At 64.0% G+C, this 17808-nt stretch carries 21 protein-coding genes; 10 read left to right on the forward strand and 11 right to left on the reverse strand.

Features of this window, described 5'->3' with window-relative positions; all coding sequences use genetic code 11:
• The first annotated feature begins 2 nt into the window (after window positions 1–2).
• From greB to AAG799_RS01165, 4 genes are all read left to right on the forward strand, one after another.
• Window positions 3–572, forward strand: a complete 570-nt coding sequence (gene greB / locus AAG799_RS01150; protein WP_341893946.1) for a transcription elongation factor GreB — start codon at window positions 3–5, stop codon at window positions 570–572.
• Entirely contained in the window at window positions 569–826 is a 258-nt protein-coding gene (locus AAG799_RS01155; RefSeq protein ID WP_341893947.1) for a ParB N-terminal domain-containing protein, read from the forward strand. The genes greB and AAG799_RS01155 overlap by 4 nt, the downstream gene beginning before the upstream one ends.
• 204 nt (window positions 827–1030) lie before the next feature.
• Window positions 1031–2224: an NAD(P)/FAD-dependent oxidoreductase gene (locus tag AAG799_RS01160; RefSeq protein ID WP_341893948.1), complete on the forward strand. Its 1194-nt coding sequence runs from the start codon at window positions 1031–1033 to the stop codon at window positions 2222–2224.
• A 124-nt stretch (window positions 2225–2348) separates the two neighbouring features.
• Window positions 2349–3080, forward strand: coding sequence for a hypothetical protein (locus AAG799_RS01165; RefSeq protein ID WP_341893949.1), 732 nt, complete (start codon window positions 2349–2351; stop codon window positions 3078–3080).
• A 2-nt stretch (window positions 3081–3082) separates the two neighbouring features.
• Here AAG799_RS01165 and AAG799_RS01170 read toward each other — a convergent pair whose 3' ends face one another.
• Window positions 3083–3412, reverse strand: a complete 330-nt coding sequence (locus tag AAG799_RS01170) for a YciI family protein (RefSeq protein ID WP_341893950.1) — start codon at window positions 3410–3412, stop codon at window positions 3083–3085.
• Window positions 3413–3593: 181 nt separating this feature from the next.
• Window positions 3594–4787 carry a DUF3644 domain-containing protein gene (locus tag AAG799_RS01175; RefSeq protein WP_341893951.1) on the reverse strand — a complete coding sequence of 398 codons (1194 nt, stop codon included), beginning with the start codon at window positions 4785–4787 and terminating at the stop codon, window positions 3594–3596.
• Between the two features lie 86 nt (window positions 4788–4873).
• Between AAG799_RS01175 and AAG799_RS01180 the strand changes: the two genes are divergently transcribed.
• Window positions 4874–6499 carry a GMC family oxidoreductase N-terminal domain-containing protein gene (locus AAG799_RS01180; RefSeq protein WP_341893952.1) on the forward strand — a complete coding sequence of 542 codons (1626 nt, stop codon included), beginning with the start codon at window positions 4874–4876 and terminating at the stop codon, window positions 6497–6499.
• Window positions 6500–6947: 448 nt separating this feature from the next.
• Here the strand turns inward: AAG799_RS01180 and AAG799_RS01185 are convergent, their stop codons facing one another.
• The 3 genes from AAG799_RS01185 to ppa all read right to left on the reverse strand — a co-directional run bounded on the left by AAG799_RS01185 (window position 6948) and on the right by ppa (window position 9018).
• Window positions 6948–7520 carry a PAS domain-containing protein gene (locus AAG799_RS01185; protein WP_341893953.1) on the reverse strand — a complete coding sequence of 191 codons (573 nt, stop codon included), beginning with the start codon at window positions 7518–7520 and terminating at the stop codon, window positions 6948–6950.
• A complete protein-coding gene (locus AAG799_RS01190) occupies window positions 7517–8098 on the reverse strand; it encodes a PAS domain-containing protein (RefSeq protein ID WP_341893954.1) in 582 nt (193 codons plus the stop codon). Before AAG799_RS01190 ends, AAG799_RS01185 begins: the two co-directional genes overlap by 4 nt.
• 386 nt (window positions 8099–8484) lie before the next feature.
• Window positions 8485–9018: an inorganic diphosphatase gene (ppa, locus tag AAG799_RS01195; protein WP_341893955.1), complete on the reverse strand. Its 534-nt coding sequence runs from the start codon at window positions 9016–9018 to the stop codon at window positions 8485–8487.
• A 146-nt stretch (window positions 9019–9164) separates the two neighbouring features.
• Here ppa and pyk point away from each other — a divergent pair, with 146 nt between their 5' ends.
• Together pyk and AAG799_RS01205 are read left to right on the forward strand one after the other, a co-directional pair.
• Complete coding sequence (gene pyk / locus AAG799_RS01200; protein WP_341893956.1) at window positions 9165–10586, forward strand: pyruvate kinase; 1422 nt, start codon at window positions 9165–9167, stop codon at window positions 10584–10586.
• 35 nt (window positions 10587–10621) lie between these two features.
• Window positions 10622–10954, forward strand: a complete 333-nt coding sequence (locus AAG799_RS01205; RefSeq protein ID WP_341893957.1) for a DMT family protein — start codon at window positions 10622–10624, stop codon at window positions 10952–10954.
• Between the two features lie 4 nt (window positions 10955–10958).
• On the opposite strand, the gene AAG799_RS01210 is transcribed toward AAG799_RS01205, so the two are convergent.
• A complete protein-coding gene (locus AAG799_RS01210; protein WP_341893958.1) occupies window positions 10959–11489 on the reverse strand; it encodes a tetratricopeptide repeat protein in 531 nt (176 codons plus the stop codon).
• Between the two features lie 153 nt (window positions 11490–11642).
• Here AAG799_RS01210 and AAG799_RS01215 point away from each other — a divergent pair, with 153 nt between their 5' ends.
• The 3 genes from AAG799_RS01215 to AAG799_RS01225 are packed head-to-tail and all read left to right on the forward strand — an operon-like array spanning window position 11643 to window position 13405.
• Window positions 11643–12032: a hypothetical protein gene (locus AAG799_RS01215; RefSeq protein WP_341893959.1), complete on the forward strand. Its 390-nt coding sequence runs from the start codon at window positions 11643–11645 to the stop codon at window positions 12030–12032.
• A gap of 60 nt (window positions 12033–12092) precedes the next feature.
• Entirely contained in the window at window positions 12093–12632 is a 540-nt protein-coding gene (locus AAG799_RS01220; protein ID WP_341893960.1) for a sigma-70 family RNA polymerase sigma factor, read from the forward strand.
• Entirely contained in the window at window positions 12629–13405 is a 777-nt protein-coding gene (locus tag AAG799_RS01225) for an anti-sigma factor (RefSeq protein WP_341893961.1), read from the forward strand. Before AAG799_RS01220 ends, AAG799_RS01225 begins: the two co-directional genes overlap by 4 nt.
• Before the next feature lie 4 nt (window positions 13406–13409).
• Here AAG799_RS01225 and AAG799_RS01230 read toward each other — a convergent pair whose 3' ends face one another.
• The 5 genes from AAG799_RS01230 to AAG799_RS01250 form a co-directional block, all read right to left on the reverse strand.
• Window positions 13410–14276, reverse strand: a complete 867-nt coding sequence (locus AAG799_RS01230; protein WP_341893962.1) for an alpha/beta hydrolase — start codon at window positions 14274–14276, stop codon at window positions 13410–13412.
• A gap of 7 nt (window positions 14277–14283) precedes the next feature.
• Window positions 14284–15264: a 2-dehydropantoate 2-reductase gene (locus AAG799_RS01235; protein ID WP_341893963.1), complete on the reverse strand. Its 981-nt coding sequence runs from the start codon at window positions 15262–15264 to the stop codon at window positions 14284–14286.
• A complete protein-coding gene (gene glpD / locus AAG799_RS01240) occupies window positions 15261–16781 on the reverse strand; it encodes a glycerol-3-phosphate dehydrogenase (RefSeq protein ID WP_341893964.1) in 1521 nt (506 codons plus the stop codon). The genes AAG799_RS01235 and glpD overlap by 4 nt, the downstream gene beginning before the upstream one ends.
• Before the next feature lie 45 nt (window positions 16782–16826).
• Complete coding sequence (locus AAG799_RS01245; protein ID WP_341893965.1) at window positions 16827–17285, reverse strand: hypothetical protein; 459 nt, start codon at window positions 17283–17285, stop codon at window positions 16827–16829.
• A 52-nt stretch (window positions 17286–17337) separates the two neighbouring features.
• Window positions 17338–17808: adenylate/guanylate cyclase domain-containing protein (locus AAG799_RS01250; protein ID WP_341893966.1), on the reverse strand; the 471-nt coding region annotated here is incomplete at its 5' end.

Genomic DNA, 17808 nt, shown 5'->3' on the forward strand with positions numbered 1-17808 from the left:
CCATGAGCAAGGCCTTCACCAAAGAGTCGGATGCCCCCGAGGTCGAGGACGACCTGGAAGACGCCGCGCCGCCGATTCCGGCCGGGGCGAAAAACTACATCACGCCGGCCGGCCTGCGCCGCCTGCAGGACGAGCTGCGCCAGCTCAAATCCGTCGAGCGGCCCAAGGTGGTCGAGATCGTGTCCTGGGCGGCCGGCAACGGCGACCGCTCGGAGAATGGCGACTATCTCTATGGCAAGAAGCGCCTGCGCGAGATCGACCGCCGCGTCCGCTTCCTGCTGAAAAGGCTGGAGATCGCCGAACCGGTCGATCCCAAATTGCAGAAAAACCGCGCGCAGGTGTTTTTCGGCGCCACGGTGACCTATGAGCATAACGGCCAGGAGCGCACCGTGCGCATCGTCGGCATCGACGAGGCGCGGCTGGAGCAGGGCGAGGTGAGCTGGATCGCGCCGGTGGCGCGCGCGCTGATGAAGGCGCGCGTGGGCGATATCGTCGAGCTGCGCACGCCGCACGGGCCGGAACAGATCGAAGTGCTGGAGATCAGCTACAGCGACGAGGATGCCGCGCCATGATGAAACCCATACCGGTCAAGCTGGCCGAGATTTACGTGCCGGCGAAATTCAAGGGCACGCTGGATGCGGCCAAGGTGGCGGCGCTGGCCGATGAGATCGTCGGCGATGGCGGGCTGAAAATCCCGATCCAGGTGCGCAAGGACGAGAAGGAAAAGCGCTATGTGCTGATCGCCGGCCTGCACCGGCTGGAGGCGATGCGGTCCCTGGGCGAGACCAGCATCGACGCGCTGATCGTGGCGGCGCGGAAGTTTTAAGCGCCGCCCGCTTGCCCACATTTCACCGCCCCACCATCGTCACTTCAGAAACCGTCATCCTAGCCACTCCAAAAACCGTCACCCTCGGGCTTGTCCCGAGGGTCCATCCCAACCCTCCGTGTATCGGAACGCGCAGATGGATCCCCGGGACAAGCCCGGGGATGACGGTATGAATAGAACCAGTGCCTCCGTTATAACCACCCCATGACCTCTCCCCCTTATGACGCGATCATCCTGGGCGCCGGCGGCGCCGGGCTGTTCTGCGCCGGCATCGCAGCAGGGCGCGGCAAGCGCGTGCTGGTGCTGGATCACGCAGCAAACCCCGGCGAGAAGATCCGCATCTCCGGCGGCGGGCGCTGCAACTTCACCAACCTGCATGTCACCTCGGCCGACTTCCTCTCGGCCAACCCGCATTTCGCCAAATCGGCGCTGAAACGCTACACTTGCCACGATTTCATCACCCTGGTGGAGAAACACGGCATCGCCTGGCATGAGAAAACGCTGGGCCAGCTGTTCTGCGACGGCTCGTCGCGCCAGATCGTGCAGCTGCTGCTGGACGAGGCAAAAGACGCCACCATCCAGCTCGACACCAAAATCACCGCGGTGGAGAAAACCGCCAGCGGCTTCCGCGTCAGCACCGACCGGGGCGCGTATGACTCCGCCCGCCTGGTGCTCGCCACCGGCGGGCCCAGCATCCCGAAAATGGGCGCCACCGGCTTTGCCTATGATCTGGCGCAGCAGTTCGGCCTCAGCGTGATCGCGCCCAAGCCGGCGCTGGTGCCGCTCACCTTTTCCGGATCGGATGCGGCGCGCTATGCCGATCTCGCCGGCGTGGCGGTGCCCGATGCCATCGTGAGCTATGGCAAGCAGCGCTTCCGCGAGGCGGTGCTGTTCACCCATCGCGGCCTCAGCGGCCCGGCGATCCTGCAGATCTCCAGCTACTGGGAGCAGGGCGCGCGGGAGAAGCCCATCATGCTCAACCTCTGCCCGGGCCTCGACGATCTGTTCCTGGCGCTCAAGGCGGCAAAGGCGGCGCATCCGAAGCAGGACATCGCCACGCAGCTCTCGCTGCACCTGCCGACGCGGCTGGCAAAACGGCTCAGTGAAATCGGCTTTGCCGAAGGCCGGCTGGCCGACCTGCCCGATGCGCGGCTGCGCAACGTGGCCGATCTGGCGCAGCGCTGGGCGCTGACGCCCATGGGCAGCGAAGGCTATGCCAAGGCCGAAGTCACGCTCGGCGGCATCGACACGGCGGGCCTGTCGTCGCAGACCATGGAGGCCAAGGCCGTGCCCAGGCTCCATGTGATCGGCGAGGCGGTGGATGTCACCGGCCATCTCGGCGGCTTCAATTTCCAGTGGGCGTGGAGTTCAGGCTTCGCGGCGGGGCAGGCGCTGTAGCGCTCTTCGACTGCGCCCGATTACACAAGCATGCAGTGCGTGGGCAGGGCACCAGATTGCACTGGTGGCGCCCGGGCCGATGGGCGTAGTCTTGCCAGCCGTGGCGGCCATGTGGGGGCAGGGCATGTCGAGGACAACACTCATCATCGTTGGGTTGCTGACACTGCTGGCGCTGCTGGCAGTCTGGCTGGCGCCGCAGCTGGCGCTGAAACTCGAGCGCGCCTCTCCGGCACCGGTGGGCGCGGCGGCGCCTGCGCCGCCGCCGGCCACGCCGGCCGAGATCGCCTATCAGGCATTGCGTGCCGAGGCTGGCCGCATGACAGAGGGGCGCATCGCCTACAATCCGCCGGCGAAAATGCGCGTGGGCGTGGAGGAAGCCATCACCATCCGGATCGGTCGCGACGAGGTGGCGCAGCATCTGGCCGACCGCATGGCCGGGCGCGGTCAGCCGATCACCGAAACGATCCAGGTCGGCGATTTCATGCGCGTGCAGCTCGATGGTGGCGAGGCCTTCCGCATTACGCCCGATGAGCCGCAGGACCGCGCGATTCCGCCGGGCGGTATGGGTGAATGGCTGTTCCGCGTTTTGCCGCTACAGGCCGGCGAGAAGCAGATGCTGTGGCTGCAGGTGTTTGTGCGCGTGCAGACAGCCGGGCGCGAAGAGCTGATCTCGCAGCCGGTGCTGCGCCGGGAAATCACCGTCGAGGTGAATTACTGGTGGGACCTGCTCGAACTGTGGCGGGCGGAATGGAAATGGTTTCTCGGCGGCCTTGGTGGCGTCCTTGCCGGGATCGGCGGCTATCTGCTCAAGCGCTGGTGGGAAGCCCGCCACGGCCCGGCAGGGGAAGACGACTAGTCTTAAGCCGTCGCCGCCTTTTGCTTCGCCAGTTCGGCATCCAGGCTGCCGGGCACCAGTTCGGGCACGATCTGCCGGCTCTCGAAAATCTCCACGCTGGCAAAGATCGCTTCGCGGAAATACGGATCGCGCGCCATATGCGCGTCCAGCGCGCCACGATCCGGCAGGTCCAGCACCATGATGCTGCCCACCACCGCGCCACTCGCGTCGATCAGCGGCCCGCCGTATTTGAAAACCTCGCGACAGGTGGTGACAAACTCCAGATGCGCCGCGCGCCATTGGGCACGCAGGCTGCTGCCGGGTTTGTCCTTGGCGTAGACGATGAAGGGCATGGCGAACTCCAGGAGTGTGAGGCCCGAGAGTGCTAGCATGACTGGGTAGAATCGTCAGCAAGCTGACACAGATGTGATGAGAACAGCGATGTACTAGACGTTATTGGCCATCTCGACGGATACGATTTCTAGTGGACGCTGAGTTCTGAGTATGCAGTCGCGCTGAATAATTAATTATAGCTTATTTAAAGCGATCAGCATTTTCACTGCAGAACAAGCGAACTCTTTCAAGCCAGTTTTCATACCACCACCAGTCTTTGTCTCGCAAAAATACGCCATATGCGTGTTTTGCATTGCGAGCGCCCAATTCTTGCCAGAGCTCGGTGTGGTCTTGCATTGAGAATTTCTTGTAACCATCACTTCGAATAATTTTTATTATCTCTTTGGGTTTGTATTTTTTCTTCTCGGTTTCTTTAAGAAGAATTCTCTGAATGTCCTGCCCCTCTGTGGTGTCAGCTTTAACAAACTCTACCAATTGATCGGCTTTACCTCTTGTATTCGCGGTTTTCTGGATTAAGGCAACTCTGTATGAGTATCTGCTATCACTAAGAATAGAATCTTGAATTCTGTCTTCAAACGCCTGTTGGGCCGCCAAGAAATTTTTTGGAAGGTTAGTTTCCTTTAGGAGGAGATTGCGTTGTTCTGTCTCGATGGCGGAAAACTGTAAGGCGACGCCGAAATCTGATTCTAATCCATATCGGTCGCCAACAAGATTCTTGTAGTAAGTGTTGAAGTTCAAGCAGCACGCTTGCAGTTTTGCACTAATTGAAGAATCAATCCTTTGAGTCATTTGATGTTCGATTTCATGCCTAACTTCAATAATAAACTTTAAATTTGAACTTGTAGCTTCATCTAAAGGGCACTTGTCAGAGCTCAAGCAGGCTTCTAATTCCCAATGTTTGTCTGCTCCGTGTTTTGTCTTGAGGGGCTCATTGGTGCCCTTCTTCATGTGCCTATAGTCAATACCAATTTGCTTGTAATGCCAGTGAAGTAAGTAGGTCCATGCAATTACGGCGGTGACAATAAAGATTTCAGATTTGAAGTATGTTTTTGGACTGTTATAGCTCTGGACTGCGTGAAGCATCGCTTCTCGTGATTTAATGAGGAGTTCATCTCCCCGGATATGTAATCCCGTGGAAAAGTCTATTTGAGGCCAAGATGCGCGGAAATTTTCCAGCTCTTCCGAGCTGGCGGCAGCCACATTCTTGTGCTTCTCGCCTGATCTAATTTCCTTTATCCGCCCGTGATTGATAGAACGTGTTGGGCGTGTAAAGTAAGCAAGTATGTCTTGGTCGTTTAGGTTGTTCTCATCAATCATCGCCTTGATGATCGAAACTTCCCACCGTTCTAGTTTGTTTTGTTTGTTTCTTTTCATTGAAAATGACCTGGCTATAAAAGCTTGCTGGTAGCTATTGCCATTTTTAACTTGCAGCGTAAGTTCCCAAATTACGGGGGAAGCGCATGCCTGAGTCAATAAACAATATTAAACCTGCCGGCCAGTTCGACTACATCATCGTCGGCGGCGGCACTGCCGGGTCGCTGCTCGCCAACCGGCTCTCGGCCAATCCCGCCACCCGCGTCCTGCTGCTGGAGGCCGGCGGCAAGGATGACTGGATCTGGTTTCACATTCCCATCGGCTATCTGTTCGCCATCGGCAATCCGCGCGCTGACTGGTGCTACAAAACCGAGCCGGTGCCGGGGCTGAACGGGCGCAGCATCGGCTATGCGCGCGGCAAGGTGATCGGCGGCTGCACCGCGATCAACGCCATGGTCTACATGCGCGGCCAGGTGCAGGATTACGACACCTGGGCGCAGATGGGCCTCACCGGCTGGGGCTGGGATGATGTGCTGCCGTATTTCCTGCGCCACGAGGATCATGAGCAGGGCAAATCCGAGCTGCATAATGCCGGCGGCGAATGGCGGGTGGAAAATGCCCGCGTGCGCTGGGACCTGATCGATGCGGTCGCCGCTGCCGGTGCCGAGATCGGCATTCCGCGTGTCGCCGATTTCAATCTCGGCACCAACGAAGGCTCGGGCTATTTCCAGGTCAACCAGAAGCGCGGCAAACGCTGGTCGGCCGCCACCGGCTTCCTCAAGCCCGTGCTGCATCGCCCCAATCTTGAGCTGCGCACGCAGGTTCATGTTGAACGGGTCTCGCTCGAAGGCCGCAAGGCCACCGGCGTGGTCTACAGCCAGGGCGGCGAGACATTCCTGGCCGAAGCGCGCGGCGAGGTGATCCTCGCCGCCGGCGCCATCGGCTCGCCGCAGATTCTGCAGCTCAGCGGCATCGGTCCCGCCGCGCTGCTGCGCGACCATGGCATCGCTCTGGTGCATGACCTGCCCGGCGTGGGCGAGAACCTGCAGGATCACCTGCAGCTGCGCCTGATCTACAAGGTCAACGGCGTGCGCACCATCAACGATGCCGGCTGGTTCGGCCGCGCGCTGATGGGCGCGGATTACATGCTGCGCCGGCGCGGCGCGCTCACCATGGCGCCCTCCACCTTCGGGATGTTCACGCGATCCTCGGATGAGCATGCCACGCCGAATGTCGAATTCCATATCCAGCCGCTGTCGCTGGACAAGTTCGGCGATCCGCTGCATCCCTTCCCGGCCTTTACCGCCAGCATCTGCAACCTGCGCCCCACATCGCGTGGCTCTGTGCGGATCAAATCGGCCAATGCCAAGGATGCGCCGGCGATCCAGCCGAACTATCTCAGCACCGAAGCCGACATGCAGGTGGCGATTGACAGCTTGAAGCTGACCCGCCGGCTGGCGCAGGCACCGGCCCTGGCGCGCTACCGGCCGGAGGAATACCTGCCGGGCGCCGAGGTGCGCACCGAAGCCGACATGCGCGTGGCGGCGGGCCAGATCGGCGCCACCATTTTCCATCCGGTCAGCACGGCGAAGATGGGCATCGACAGCGACCCGATGGCGGTGCTGGATGGGCGGCTCCGCGTGCGCGGCATTGAAGGCCTGCGCGTGATCGATGCGTCGGCCATGCCGCTGATCACCTCGGGGAACACCGCCTCGCCGACGCTGATGATCGCCGAAAAAGGCGCCGAGATGCTGCTGCAGGATGCGCGCTGACGCGCGTTCCGCCGTTTGTTTCCACCGTCACCCTCGGACTTGTTCCGAGGGTCCATCCCCACCATCCGCGCATCGGACCGCGCAGATGGATCACCGGGACAAGCCCGGTGATGACGGCTTTTTATCAGGATGCCGCACTGCGCCCTGCGGTCTGTTCCCATCGTCACCCTTGGGCTTGTCCCGAGGGTCCATCCCAGGCTTCCGCGCATCGGACCGCGCAGATGGATCACCGGGACAAGCCCGGTGATGACGACTTTTCTATCCGGATGCAGGTCTGCGCACTGCGCCCTGCGGTCTGTTCCCATCGTCACCCTTGGGCTTGTCCCAAGGGTCCATCCCGGCCATCCGCGCATCGGACCGCGCAGATGGATCACCGGGACAAGCCCGGTGATGACGGCTTTTCTATCCGGATGCAGGCCTTATTCCACCGCACTCTCGCGCCACACCCTCAGGCGTCGATGAAGCTCACCACGCTGAACAGCATGGCCACGCGCGCGGGGTCGGCCAGCAGCGGGTCGTCGCAGCGCTCCGCCGCCGCGCGATGGGTAAACGGCAGCATCAGGCGGCGGAATTTGTAATAGGGCTTGTCGACCCAGCGCATGCTGCGCTCGAACAGCAGCGGCTGCGCCAGCTGCACCACCGCCTCATGGTCGGCCTGGGCCTCGGGCAGCGTGTCGGCGGTGAAGCGTTCATGCAGCCACTGGCCGCGCGGCGGGCGGCCGCGCATCTCGTCCAGCATGGTGCCGGCCAGGCGGCAGCGGAAGCGATGGCTGTCGTCGGGCTGGGGCACCACGTCCCACAGGATGGCATAGGGCAGCAGGTCGCGGATCGTCGCCGGTTCCAGCTGGCTGCGGTCGGGCAGGGCGGTGCCGGCCTCGTCGGCCAGGCCCTGCCACCAGGCGCGCGCGCGCAACAGCCGTGCATCCTGCAGCCGCGACAGGTCGAGGCCGGGTCGGGTATCCGGCGATGCTGGTGCGCGGGGCAAGGGGCTGCGCTGTAGTTCGTCTCCTGCCGCGGTCATGCGCCGATGAAGCTCACCAGGTTGCACAGCAGGGCCACGCGCTGCGGGTCGTCGCCCGGCAGGTGGCGGGCATGATGGGTAAACGGCAGCATCAGGCGGCAATAGCGGTAATAGGGTTTGCCCGCCCAGCTCATCTGGTGCACGGAATAATACGGCCGCCGCATGCGCACCACGGCGCCCAGCTCGCGATGCATGCAGGCGGTCTCCTCGCCGAACAGCTCATGCAGCCAGCGCCCGGTCACCTCCTGGCCCAGCATCTCCACCAGCAATGTGCCGGCCAGCCGGCAGCGGAACTGCAGCCCGCCATGGCGGTCCTCGCTCACATCCCACAGCATGGTGTTGGGCAGCAGCGTCTTGATCGCCGGTGCCTCGATGCGGCTGCGGTCGGGCAGGCTGTGATGGCCGTCGTCGTCGGCCGGTCCGCTCAACCCGCGCCACCACTCCAGGCCCTCGCGCAGCAGCGGATCGCTCAGGCTGTCGACCTCCGGCCGCAGCGCCTTGGGCACGCCATCGGCATCGGTGGGGGCGAAGGGATCGGCGCAGAGGCCGATGGGGGCAAGACGCACAAGCTGGTCCATGGAAATCTCCCGAAGTGGGAAGGACGGACGCTGATCGAGGCGGGCGGAAGGTGGGGATATTCTGCGCTGAGTTGCGCAGCGGGGAGAGTCTTTTTTGCGTGAAGGCGACATTAAAGGTTGGTTATGTCCGGCCCTTGAACCGGGCCGGCGCGGCCCTACATCCGGTGCGGTTGCAGCGGCGCTGGCGGGCGCAACGTGCGGGCGGCGGCGAACCCGAACGGACCGCAACGAACCCGAACGAACCTGAACGGACCTGAACGGACCCAGACGAACCTGAACGAACCCGAACGGACCTGAACGAACCGCAACGAACCCGAACGGACCCAAACGAAAACGGCGACCGTTGCCCGGTCGCCGCTCCGATTACGGATTAATTTTGGATCGGGTTACTTGATCCCGGCCGCCCGCACGATGCCTTCGGTGATCATCTTGGCCGCCTCGTCGGGACCGACCCAGCCGGCCGATTTGACGAACTTGCCCTTTTCCAGGTCCTTGTAGTGGACGAAGAAATGCTCGATCTGCTCGATCAGGCTGGCGGGCAGGTCGGTGTAGCTCGCCACGTTGGTGTAGAAGGGGTGCAGCTTGTCGACCGGCACGGCGATGATCTTCTCGTCGCCGCCGGCCTCGTCTTCCATCTTCAGCGCGCCGATCGGGCGTGAGCGGATCACCGCCCCGGCCACCACCGGCACATGGCTCACCACCAGGATGTCGCAGGGGTCGCCGTCGCCGCCCAGCGTATGCGGGATGAAGCCATAGTTGGCCGGGTAGAACATCGCGGTGTGCAGGAAACGGTCGACAAACAGCGCGCCGGAATCCTTGTCCAGCTCGTATTTGACCGGCACGCCACCGGCCGGGATCTCGATCACGGCGTTGATGTCGTAGGGCGGGCTTTTACCCACCCCGATGCGGGCGATATCCATGGTGCGGTCCTTCGGACTCGTAGATTTGCAAAAGGCGGCGCCTTTTTCGCAAATGCAGCAAAAAACGCAACCGCTTGATCCCTAATATTTTCGTCGCAGTCGGCCCCCCGCGGTGACTAAGATGGGACCAGCCACCCGGGGGGAGTATGCATAGGGAACGCAACGTCAAGATCGTCGCCACGCTGGGGCCGGCCTCCAGCGGGCCGGACCGGATCCGGGCCCTGTTCGAGGCCGGCGCCGATGTGTTCCGCCTCAATTTCAGCCATGGCAGCCATGACGACCATCTCGAGCGCATCCGCACCGTACGCGCGCTCGAGCAGCAGCTCAACCACCCGATCGGCCTGCTGGCCGATCTCCAGGGCCCGAAACTGCGCATCGGCAGCTTCCGGGACGGCGCCATCGACCTGATTCCGGGCAACCGGTTCCGCCTCGACCTCAATGCCACCGCCGGCGATGTGTCGGGCGTGCAGCTGCCGCATCCGGAAGTGCTCGGCAGCCTGACGCCCGGCACCGAGCTGCTGCTGGACGACGGCAAGATCCGCCTGCGCGTCACCGAGGTGCATGCGGCCTGGGCGATGACCGAAGTGCTGGTCGGCGGGCGGCTGTCGGACCGCAAGGGCGTCAACCTGCCGAATACGGTGGTGCCGCTGTCGGCGCTGACGCCGAAAGACCGCGCCGACCTGTCCTTTGCGCTCGCCCATGGCGTCGACTGGGTCGGACTGAGCTTCGTGCAGCGCCCGGACGACCTGCGCGAAGCGCGTGCGCTGATCAACGGGCGCGCGGCGCTGCTGGCCAAGATCGAAAAGCCCTCCGCCGTGGATACGCTGGACGAGATCGTGGCGCTCAGTGATGCCATTATGGTCGCGCGCGGTGATCTGGGCGTCGAAATGCCGCTGCAGGCGGTGCCGGGATTGCAGAAGAAGATCGTGCGTGCCGCGCGCCGCGCCGGCAAGCCCGTCGTGGTCGCCACCCAGATGCTGGAAAGCATGATCAAGGCGCCGGTGCCGACCCGGGCGGAAGTTTCCGATGTTGCCACCGCAGTCTATGACGGCGCCGATGCGATCATGCTGTCGGCGGAATCGGCCTCGGGCGATTATCCGATCGAGGCGGTGCGCACCATGAACAGCATCGCCGAACAGGTGGAACGCGACCCGCTCTATCGCGGCATCATGGATGCCGAACACAACAACCCGGAAAACACGCCCTCCGATGCGATTACCGCGGCGGCACGGCAGGTGGCGGAAACCATCGGTGCAGCCGCCATCGTCACCTATACGATGTCGGGCTCGACCGCCCTGCGCGCCGCCCGCGAACGGCCGCGCTCGCCGATCCTGTGCCTGACCCCGCTGATCGAGACGGCGCGACGCCTGAGCATCGCCTGGGGCGTCAATGCCGTGGTGGCGCCGGATGCGATCAACTTTTCCGACATGATCGCCAAGGCCGCGACGATTGCCCGTACCATCGAGCTGGCCCGGCCGGGCGACAGCCTGGTGGTCACCGCCGGCGTGCCGTTTGGGACGCCGGGCAACACCAATGTGTTGCGCATCGCACGGGTCGAGGCGATATAGGGATCGGTTTCCCTCTATTCCCCGACCGAGGCCGCATGACCACGATCCTGATGCTGATCGGCTCCAACGTGCTGATGACCTTTGCCTGGTACTGGCACCTGAGATACCCGGAACAGGTGCTGTGGAAGGTGGTGCTGATCTCCTGGGGCATCGCCTTCTTCGAATACTGCCTGGCGGTGCCGGCGAACCGCATCGGCTATGCCAGCGGCACCTTTAATGCCGCCCAGCTGAAAGTCGTGCAGGAGGTGATCACGCTGGGTGTCTTCGCGCTGTTTGCCGTGTTCTATCTAGGTGAGGGGCTGCGCTGGAACTACTTCGCCGCCTTTGCCTGCCTGATCGGCGCCGTCTTCTTCATCTTCCAGAAGTAGAGGCTCAGAGTTCCTTGGCGTCGATGCGGCGCCGCAACTCTTTCAGCTTGTCCGGCGCATCGGCCAGATGCGGATTGGCGGCCAGCGCGCGGCGATAGGCGCGCAGCGCTTCGTCGAGATTGTCGAGCCGCTCCATGATGAGGCCCAGGCCCGAGAGCGCGCCGAAATGACGCGGCTCCAGTTTCAGTGTGCGCTCGATATCGGCCACCGAGCCGGGATAGTCGCCGGCCATGAAGCGCACGGTGGCGCGCTTGTTGTAGGCTTCGGCGAAATCGGGCTTCAGCTCGATCATGCTGGTGAAAATCTGTGCAGCGCGGGGATAGTCGCCTTTTTCCATGACGGCGATGCCGCCCTGCATCAGCGCATCCAGCGTATCGGATTCGGACTTGCCCCAGGCTTCCCAGATCTTGCGCTCGAGCTGCTTGGCTTCGATCGGATTCTGGGTTTCCTGCAGTTTCTCGAACAGGGTATCCACCACCGTCTGCGCCTGGGCCGGGAGGGCCAGGAGCAGGGGGAGCAGCGCAAGTGTCGCCAACAGCCGCATATGCTGGATGGTAGGTCCGGCCGGCAGCCCCGGCAAGCGTGGATTTCTTGTTCACGATTTCCTGAACGGGGGAATAAAACCGCCTGCCATGGGTCTCACTGTCAGGTGCGGCCGGGGCCGCCCGCAGACCGGAAAGGGAATTCCATGATGATGCGCAACCTGTTTCTTGCAGGTGTTCTGACGCTAGGCCTCGCTGCCTGCGCCACCCAGACCACCGCACCGGCCGTGCCCGGCAATACCGCCCTGGGGTCCGTGCTGGTCGATGCCAAGCGTATGACGCTCTATACCTTCGACCGCGATACGATGCCGGGCAAATCGGTCTGTAACGGTCCCTGCGCCACCAACTGGCCGCCGCTGGTGGCGACCGCCGGCGACATGGCGAAGGGCGACTGGAGCGTGATCACCCGCGACGATGGCTCGAAGCAGTGGGCCTACAAGGGCAAGCCGCTCTATGGCTGGGCCAAGGACACCAAGCCGGGCGATACCACCGGTGACGGCTTCCTGAACGGGGCCTGGCACGTCGCCAAGCCGTAATTGGGCGGGTATGGTCGGGCGGCGGCTGTCGCTGCCGCCTGCCAGCCCTGTATTGCCGCCATGCAGTTCCGCCGCCAACCGCATCCGATCGAAGCCGAGATTCCGCGGCTGCGGCGCTTTGCCCTGACGCTGACCCGCGAGCGCGATGCGGCCGATGATCTGGTGCAGGACTGCATCGCCCGCGCGCTTGGCGCCTGGGCAACGCGGCGCGGCGATGCCGACGCCCTGCGGCCCTGGCTGTTTGCCATCCTGCATAACCGCTGGCGCAGCCGGCAACAGCGCGACTGGGCGCGGCCGGATAACCGCCCGCTGGACGATGCGGGCGAGGGACCGTCCGAAAGCGGCGGACAGTGGGAAAAACTGGAACTGCGCGACCTTGATGCGGCCCTTGCCCTGCTGCCCGACGAGCAGCGCGCCCTGCTGCTGCTGGTCGCGGTCGAGGGGCTGAGTTACGAAGAGGCCGCGCGCGTGCAGGCCATTCCGCTGGGCACCGTGATGTCGCGGCTGGCACGGGCACGCGAGCGCCTGCGGCAGTTGACCGATGGCGAACCACCGTCCGTGAATGAAGGCGGGCGGTCGCATTTGAGGAGGGTAAAATGAGCGGCAGTCCGGCGACCATGGTCACCGAGGCCGAGCTTCTGGCTTATGTCGATGATCGGCTGCCGCCCGAACGGCGCGCCGATATCGAGGCGCATCTGGCCCTGCATCCCGAGGATGCGGCCAAGGTGGCGGCCTGGCAGGCCCAGACGGAGGCGCTGCGCAGCCATTTCGCACCAGGCCTGGATGAACCGGTGCCGGCGGCGATGATGGCGCTGTTTGCCGCACAGCGCCCATCGGTCTGGATGCCGGCCTTGCGTATCGCCGCCGTCCTGGCGATTGTCGTGGTGAGCGCCGGGGCCGGCTGGTTCGGTCGTGGCGCGATGATGCCGGCGCCCGTGGTGGCGGCGCTGCCGCAGGAAGCTACGCGGGCGCATCTGGTTTACAGCAAGGAAGTGCTGCATCCCGTCGAGGTGACCGCCAAGGAAGAGCCGCATCTGGTCGCCTGGCTGTCCAAGCGCGTCGGTACCGCGCTGAAGGTGCCGAGCCTGGCGACGCAGGGCTATGGCCTGGTCGGCGGTCGCCTGCTGCCGGCGTCGAGCGGCAACAATGCTGCCGCGCAATTCATGTACGAAAATCGCCAGGGCCAGCGGCTGACACTGTATGTGCGATCTGGCGAGGGCGGCAGCGATACGTCCTTCCGCTTTGCCGGCGAGGGCCATGCGGCGGCCTTTTACTGGGTCGATGGCGGTTTCGGCTATGCGCTCACCGGAGAAAGCGGCCGCGAGGCGCTGTTGCCGGTCGCGCGCGCGGTCTACGAGCAGCTGACGCGCTGATCGTTCAGCGCAAGCCGCATTGCCGCAGCAGGGCGGCGCCGAGCGGATGGGTCGGATCGGCAGCGGCGAACTTGATGGTGAAATGATTGCCGCCGGCCATGCGGATGAAATCCGTGCGGGTTCCGGCATTGCGGCAGGCCTGATGGAACTCCACGCTCTGCGCCTGCCAGGCATCCGGTTCGGCATCGCCGCAGGACACCAGCACCGGGCCCTTCAGCTTCGGCGGAAAGTTCGTGACGCTGTTGCGCGCCGCCATGGCGCCATCGAGCCGGATGCTGTCGTTCACGCTGATATGCAGCACCGGTTCCAGGGAATACACGCCGCTGATCAGGCCCAGCGATGCGACCACCGGCTGCAGGCCCAGATCGGCTGGCCAGGGCGCGGCCACCATCATGGCGGCCAGATGCGCGCCGGCCGAATGACCGATCACATGAATTTTGGCTGGATCGGCGCCCCAGTCAGCAGCCCTGGAGGCAACATGCACCAGGGCTTCCTGCATCTCGCGCACGATGGCATCCAGCGATACCTGCGGGCAGAGATCGTAATTCAGGTTCACCACCACGGCGCCACGCTCGATATAGGGCGGGATGGCGAAGGTCATGGTGTTCTTGTCGAGCCCGCGCCAGTAGCCGCCATGGATCAGCACCACCAGTGGCGCGTCTGCCTGCGGAGTCTTCGGCTTGTGCAGGTCGTAGGTCTGCAGCGGGCCAGGGCCGTAACGCAGATCGTAATCACCGCCGATGGCGATGCGGGCCGCGGCCGATCGCTCGACATAGGCATCGAAATGCTGCTGGAAGTCCGGTACCGCCATGCGCGGATTGAACTGGGCTTCGAGATCGTCCGGGGAAAGGCGGCGCCAGTCGAAGCTCATCGGTGTTTCAATCCTTATAGGTGCCGGCCACACGGGCGCGGGTTTTCAGCAATGCCAGCACGGTATCGATGGTTGGCGTCGGGATGTCCAGCTTGCGGGCCAATTCCGCGATCACGCCGATCAGACCGCCGATTTCCATCGGCCGACCACCTTCGAGATCCTGCAGCATCGAGGACTTATGCGGCCCGACCTTTTCAGCCATAGCCATGCGCTGTTCCGATGTGACAGGGAAATCGATCCCCAGTCTTTCACCGACCAGCTTCGACTCTTCCATCATGGCACCCAGCACGCGGCGGGCATCGGGGTCGCGCGACAGGCCCTCCAGGGTGCCATGGGTCAGCACGCTGACCGGGTTGTAGGAGAGGTTGCCCCACAGCTTGGTCCAGATTTCCTGGCGAATATTGTCATGCACCGGCGCATCGATGCCGGCTGCGCTCAGCGCCGCGCTGAAGCGCTGCACACGCTCCGAACGGCTGCCATCGGGTTCGCCGAGCGGCAGGCGATTGCCGCCGCTGTGATGGATCACGCCGGGCGCGGCGATCGCGCCGGCGACCCAGACCACGCTGCCGATGGCGCGCTGCGGGCCGATCAGAGTCCACTGCTTGTCGCCGGGATCGACCGAGGCGATGCGATAGCCATCCAGCGGACCGCCATGCTTGTAGAAATACCAGTAGGGCACGCCGTTCATCGCCGTGATCATCGCCGTATCGGGCCCGAACAGCGGCAGCATTTTTTCAGCCATATCGGGCACCGCCGGCGCTTTCAGACTGAGGATCACCAGATCCTGTGCACCGGCCTCGGCGGGGTTTTCGGTGCAGGCCGGATGCGTGGTGAAACGTTCGTCCTTGCTTTCCACCGTCAGGCCGTTGGCGCGGATGGCATCGCGATGGGCGCCACGGGCGATCAGCGTCACGTCATGGCCGGCGCGGGCCAGCAGGCCGCCGAAATAGCCGCCGATGGCACCGGCGCCGACAATAGCGATTTTCATGTCTGTTCCATGTTGGGGCGATGCTGCGCCATCCAGTTGGCGAGCCGCTCGCGGTCGGTGGCGCTGACCCAGAGGCCGCATTTGGTGCGGCGCCACAGCACGTCATCGGCCTCGCGTGCCCATTCATGGCGCATCAGATAGTCGACCTCGCGCGCATAAAGCCCGCCGCCGAAGCTTTCACCCAGATCGGTGGCCCATTGCGCGTCGCCCAGAATCTCATGCACGGCACTGCCATGCCGGCGTGCCAGGCGCGTCAGCCAGGCTGGATCAAGGCCGGGATACTTGTGCTTCAGCTCGGCCAGAAAGGTCTCGAAGCCGGGTGCGCCGAGATCGCCACCCGGCAGCGGCTTGCTGCCCGACCAGGGCTTGCCCATCTGCGGATAGAACGGCGCCAGCTTTTCCAGCACCTGCTCGGCCAGACGGCGCGAGGTGGTCAGCTTGCCGCCATAGACCGACAGCAACGGCGGCTCACCGGGCTTGCCTTCCAGGTCGAGCACATAGTCACGCGTGATGGCGGACGGATCGCTGTCGCCATCGTCATACAGCGGTCGCACGCCGGCATAGGACCAGACGATCTGATCGCGCGTCACCGGCTGTCTGAAATACTCGCTGGCGGCTTCCAGCAGGTAGGTGGTTTCTTCCTCGCTGATGCGGGGCGGGCCATCCAGCTTGTCCAGCTGTATGTCTGTTGTGCCAACAAGCGTGAAGTCGCGCTCGTAGGGGATCGCGAAGATGATGCGGTTGTCGGCATTCTGGAAGATGTAGCAGTGATCGCCGTCGAACAGCTTTCTGGTAACGATGTGGCTGCCCTTGATCAGGCGCACGCTGTTTTTCGGGTTCTGGCCGAAAGCGCCGGTGAGCGTGTCGCGCACCCAGGGGCCGCCGGCATTGATGATACCGCGTGCCGTGACCTCGCGGGATGCGCCGCTCAACTGGTCGGTCAGCGTGGCATGCCACAGGTTGCCCTCGCGGCGGGCGGCAGTGAGGGCCGTGCGGGTGTAGATCCGGCTGCCCATGCGCCGGGCATCCATGGCGTTCAGCACCACAAAGCGCGAGTCATCCACCCAGCAATCGGAATATTCAAAGCCGCGTTTGAAGTCGTCTTTCAGTGGGCGGCCGCGCGGATCACCCTGCGTGAAATCCACACCGATCGAACCGGGCAGGGTCTGGCGGCCGGCGAGATGATCGTAAAGAAACAGGCCGATGCGGATCATCCAGGCCGGGCGCAGGCCCGGATGATGCGGCAGCACGAAGCGCAGCGGCCAGATGATATGCGGCGCCATCTTCATCAGCACTTCGCGCTCGCCCAGGGCTTCGCGCACCAGACGGAATTCGTAATGCTCAAGATAGCGCAGGCCGCCATGGATGAGCTTGGTGGCGGCAGACGAGGTGGCACCGGCGAGGTCGCCGCGTTCGGCCAGAATGATGCTGAGGCCACGGCCGGCGGCATCGCGGGCGATGCCGGTCCCGTTTACGCCGCCGCCGATGATCAACAGATCGGCAGGTTCAGAAGACATGTGAAAAACCCGGCAGAAAACCGCTGGAAGGCAGGAAAGCGGCCTTTATACGGTCACGCTGACTTGCTGCGCAAGGTCGAGGTCGATGCGGCCGCGCCGGCCGCCGCTGCGGTAGGCCTGGATGGCGCCCGCCCTGGCTTCGTCGCTCAGCGGAACCTCGTCCGACTGGGCGATCTGCTGAGTATGCCAGGTGTTCAGGCCGAAAGCCTCGCGCCAGGCGCGGCGGCGTTCCAGATGGGGGGGAATCTCGATGCCGGCTTCGGCCGGCTCGCCCCGGTCGGTCCGGCGGCGCACCAGCTCGCTGATGGCCGCACCGGCAGCCTGGCCGGTCTGCCGGGTTTTTTGCAGCAAGCCGCCCTTTGTGGGGGCCTGGTCGGCGCCTTCGTCGGTGCGGAACCGGTTGGTGGGGGTGGTCTGACGCTTGCGCTGGGCGGTTTCGGAGACGGAATCGGGCTGGCCGCCCACAGGCGTTGTTGCCGTGCCGATGCCCAGAATATTGACCATATCGCCCCGTCTGACCGGAGCGGACTCAAGCAGGGATTCAGTAAACGCCGGGTTAACCCGGCAACAAAGTAACGGACTTTTGCGGCCGGTCGAGGCGATACACCTCTACCGTTCCGGCCCGGCCCTTCACGGGAATATCGCCGATCCGCGGCGGTTTCGGGTCGAGGCCGGCTGCGGCCACGGTTTCGGCGCTGGCGAGCGCGATGAACTGCTCGGCAGCCAGCTGATGGTCGTGGCCAAGCTGTTCGAGGCGCTGGGCGGTATTCACGGTATCACCCACGACGGTGTAATTGATGCGGCCGGGCGCCCCGATATTGCCGACCACCACCGGGCCCGAATGCAGGCCCAGCCGCATGCGCAAGATCACCTTGCCGAGCATGGCGCGACGGGCATTGTCGGCGGCCAGGGCCCGGCAGATATCGTCGACGGCGCGGCAGGCATTGGCTGCATGATTCTCGTCGCGCTTGATCGCACCCCAGACCGCCATCACCGCATCGCCGATGAACTTGTCGACGATGCCGCC

Source organism: Ferrovibrio terrae (genome assembly GCF_943371255.1).
Taxonomy (GTDB): domain Bacteria; phylum Pseudomonadota; class Alphaproteobacteria; order Ferrovibrionales; family Ferrovibrionaceae; genus Ferrovibrio; species Ferrovibrio terrae_B.

What these genes read in the sequence shown, in the direction of transcription:
- AAG799_RS01160 (WP_341893948.1), top strand. Translation starts at nt 1,031, where the DNA reads ATGACCTCTCCCCCTTATGACGCGATCATCCTGGGCGCCGGCGGCGCC.
- AAG799_RS01220 (WP_341893960.1), top strand. Translation starts at nt 12,093, where the DNA reads ATGCAGTTCCGCCGCCAACCGCATCCGATCGAAGCCGAGATTCCGCGG.
- AAG799_RS01245 (WP_341893965.1), bottom strand. Translation starts at nt 17,285, where the DNA reads ATGGTCAATATTCTGGGCATCGGCACGGCAACAACGCCTGTGGGCGGC.
- AAG799_RS01215 (WP_341893959.1), top strand. Translation starts at nt 11,643, where the DNA reads ATGATGATGCGCAACCTGTTTCTTGCAGGTGTTCTGACGCTAGGCCTC.
- AAG799_RS01185 (WP_341893953.1), bottom strand. Translation starts at nt 7,520, where the DNA reads ATGACCGCGGCAGGAGACGAACTACAGCGCAGCCCCTTGCCCCGCGCA.
- AAG799_RS01235 (WP_341893963.1), bottom strand. Translation starts at nt 15,264, where the DNA reads ATGAAAATCGCTATTGTCGGCGCCGGTGCCATCGGCGGCTATTTCGGC.
- AAG799_RS01165 (WP_341893949.1), top strand. Translation starts at nt 2,349, where the DNA reads ATGTCGAGGACAACACTCATCATCGTTGGGTTGCTGACACTGCTGGCG.
- AAG799_RS01170 (WP_341893950.1), bottom strand. Translation starts at nt 3,412, where the DNA reads ATGCCCTTCATCGTCTACGCCAAGGACAAACCCGGCAGCAGCCTGCGT.
- AAG799_RS01205 (WP_341893957.1), top strand. Translation starts at nt 10,622, where the DNA reads ATGACCACGATCCTGATGCTGATCGGCTCCAACGTGCTGATGACCTTT.
- AAG799_RS01180 (WP_341893952.1), top strand. Translation starts at nt 4,874, where the DNA reads ATGCCTGAGTCAATAAACAATATTAAACCTGCCGGCCAGTTCGACTAC.
- AAG799_RS01155 (WP_341893947.1), top strand. Translation starts at nt 569, where the DNA reads ATGATGAAACCCATACCGGTCAAGCTGGCCGAGATTTACGTGCCGGCG.
- AAG799_RS01230 (WP_341893962.1), bottom strand. Translation starts at nt 14,276, where the DNA reads ATGAGCTTCGACTGGCGCCGCCTTTCCCCGGACGATCTCGAAGCCCAG.
- pyk (WP_341893956.1), top strand. Translation starts at nt 9,165, where the DNA reads ATGCATAGGGAACGCAACGTCAAGATCGTCGCCACGCTGGGGCCGGCC.
- glpD (WP_341893964.1), bottom strand. Translation starts at nt 16,781, where the DNA reads ATGTCTTCTGAACCTGCCGATCTGTTGATCATCGGCGGCGGCGTAAAC.
- AAG799_RS01175 (WP_341893951.1), bottom strand. Translation starts at nt 4,787, where the DNA reads ATGAAAAGAAACAAACAAAACAAACTAGAACGGTGGGAAGTTTCGATC.
- AAG799_RS01190 (WP_341893954.1), bottom strand. Translation starts at nt 8,098, where the DNA reads ATGGACCAGCTTGTGCGTCTTGCCCCCATCGGCCTCTGCGCCGATCCC.
- AAG799_RS01225 (WP_341893961.1), top strand. Translation starts at nt 12,629, where the DNA reads ATGAGCGGCAGTCCGGCGACCATGGTCACCGAGGCCGAGCTTCTGGCT.
- greB (WP_341893946.1), top strand. Translation starts at nt 3, where the DNA reads ATGAGCAAGGCCTTCACCAAAGAGTCGGATGCCCCCGAGGTCGAGGAC.
- ppa (WP_341893955.1), bottom strand. Translation starts at nt 9,018, where the DNA reads ATGGATATCGCCCGCATCGGGGTGGGTAAAAGCCCGCCCTACGACATC.